This window comes from Streptomyces sp. NPDC032472 (assembly GCF_040636955.1).
Classification (GTDB): domain Bacteria; phylum Actinomycetota; class Actinomycetes; order Streptomycetales; family Streptomycetaceae; genus Streptomyces.
In genome coordinates, this window is record NZ_JBEZVK010000193.1 from 1 (window position 1) to 2,161 (window position 2,161).

A 2,161-nucleotide genomic window follows, 5' to 3' on the forward strand; every position below is an offset into this window, starting at 1 on the left:
GGGCCATCCGGGCGGGCGGCTGCGCGGCGGCCGGCTCCGAGCCCGGGGCGGGCCGCAGGAAGGGGATGACGGCGGCGACGACCAGGAACGACAGGCCGTTGACGGCGTAGGCGGCGGCCGTGCCGAACGCGGCGACGGTCACACCGGCCACGGCGGCGCCGACGAGCCGCCCCGCGCTGTGCACGAGCGAGCCCACCCCGATGGCCGACGGGACGTCCTGCGGCGGGACCAGACCGTTGCCGAGGAGCGAGCAGGCCGGTCCGTCGACGGTGGCGATCACACCGGTGACCACGGCGAGGCCCATGAGCACCGGCAGGTCCAGCCGGTCGAAGGCGACGAGGAGGCAGGTGACCAGGGCCACCGCGCCCAGCAGGGCCTGGCAGACGGCGGCGGTCGCCTTGTGGGACCACCGGTCGACGAGCGTTCCCCCGGCCAGCCCGAGCAGCAGTCCGGGTGCAGCCTGGAGGGACACGGACAGGCCGGTGACGGCGGCGGAGCCGGTGATCTGCAGGACCAGCAGGTTCTGCACCGTCAGTTGGGTCCAGGTGCCCACGTTGGAGACGAAGTTGGCGGCGGCCCACCACCGCATGCCGCGGTGGCGCAGGGAACGCCAGGGCGAGCGGTCGGGGCGCGGGGCGGGTGCAGCGGTCGAGGGCGCGGCGGTCGAGGGCACGGCTGAGGGCACGGCGGAAGTGGTGGAGGACACAGGGGTACCGGGGAGCGGGGCGGGGACAGGGCAGTGGGGGAACGGGCGGATCCGGCGCAGCACGGCGGGCACCCGCCCCGGTCGGCCCGGGCGGGTGCGGCGGAATCATCCCGTCCGCCCATGCTGGCAGACCTGGTGCGCGAGGCGTACGTGACCGCGCTCACCCGGGCCCCGCTGGCCCCCAAAGCCACGGCACAGCACGCCGGTTGGACTTCTGGTGGGCTTGCTCACACCCACCCTGCGCGACCGCCCGCCGGAGGCGGCGCAAGTGGCCTAACCCGGAGTGCCCGCCGGGCTCCGGCGGGCAAGAGTGGAGGGCCAGGGCCAGTCACGGCCGAGGCGCGCCCGCGCCCGTCCGGCGGCCCGTGGACCGACGAAAGGCGGGTGACCGCGATGGGCAGCTCGGCGCCGCTCGACCTGCGCGGCAAGCAGGCCCTCGTGACCGGTGGGGCGCGCGGCCTGGGCGCCGCGATCTCCCGCCGGCTCGCGACGGCCGGAGCCACCGTGCTCGTGGCCGACGTACGGCAGGACCTCGCGCAGGAGCTGTGCGGGGACGTCACGGCGAGCGGCGGGCAGGCCCGCTACGTGGAGCTGGACGTCCGCGAGCCCGCACAGATCGCGGAGGTCTTCCGCGGGCTGGACGGGGCCTCGCAGGAGCTCGACATCCTCGTGAACTGCGCCGCGGTGGACGTCTCGAAGTCCGCCGAGCACCTGACGGCCGACGAGGTGACCCGGGTGGTGTCGACCAACCTGCTGGGACCGATGTACCTGTGCCTGGAGTCCTACCGCCGCATGGTGGCCCGGGGCGGCGGCCACATCGTGAACATCCTCTCCACCGCCGCCAACCGCACCTGGACGGAGGCGGGCCCGTACTCGGCGAGCAAGTCGGGCCTGCGCGCCTTCACGCACACCCTGTTCAAGGAGGCGCAGCGGGACTGCCTGGGCATCGGGATCACCGGGATCATCGCGGGCGGCATGGAGACCGCCTTCATCATGGACCGGTTCCCGGACACGGACGTCTCGATGCTCCAGAGCCCCGACATCGTCGCCGACACGGTGATGTACACCCTCGCCGTGCCGGGCGGGAGCTCGGTGCCGGAGGTGGTGGTCGTCCCGCGCAAGGAACCGTCCTGGCCCTGACCGGCCCCGAGCCCTGACCTGGCCCGCAGCTGCCCCTGCCTGCCCTGCGCTGACCTGACCTGCCCGCCCGTGCGGCGGGCCGCAGGGGTCAGTCGCGGAGCAGGCGCAGCACGGCCCGTTCGACCGCGCCCCGGGTGGCCGGCGTACCGAGGTCCGTGTCCTCGCCGAGGCGTCCCATGGCTGCGGCGACGGTGACGCCTCCTCGTACCGCTCGAAGACGAGCGGTACGAGGATGGCCGGCAGACGGCTGGGGTGTTGCCCAGGTAGTCGCTCACCTCCCGCACCGCCCGTGCGGCGGCCCGTTTGCGGACGGAG

General features: G+C 74.7%; 2 protein-coding genes. One reads left to right on the forward strand and one right to left on the reverse strand.

The genetic code is table 11. The features are described from left to right. Positions 1 to 685, reverse strand: a 685-nt coding sequence (locus AB0F11_RS38095; RefSeq protein WP_362184444.1) for an MFS transporter, incomplete at its 3' end; no start/stop codon positions are given. A gap of 414 nt (positions 686 to 1,099) precedes the next feature. Here AB0F11_RS38095 and AB0F11_RS38100 point away from each other — a divergent pair. Beyond that, positions 1,100 to 1,846 carry an SDR family oxidoreductase gene (locus AB0F11_RS38100; protein ID WP_362184446.1) on the forward strand — a complete coding sequence of 249 codons (747 nt, stop codon included), beginning with the start codon at positions 1,100 to 1,102 and terminating at the stop codon, positions 1,844 to 1,846. Positions 1,847 to 2,161: the final 315 nt, after the last annotated feature.

What these genes read in the sequence shown, in the direction of transcription:
- AB0F11_RS38100 (WP_362184446.1), top strand. Translation starts at nt 1,100, where the DNA reads ATGGGCAGCTCGGCGCCGCTCGACCTGCGCGGCAAGCAGGCCCTCGTG.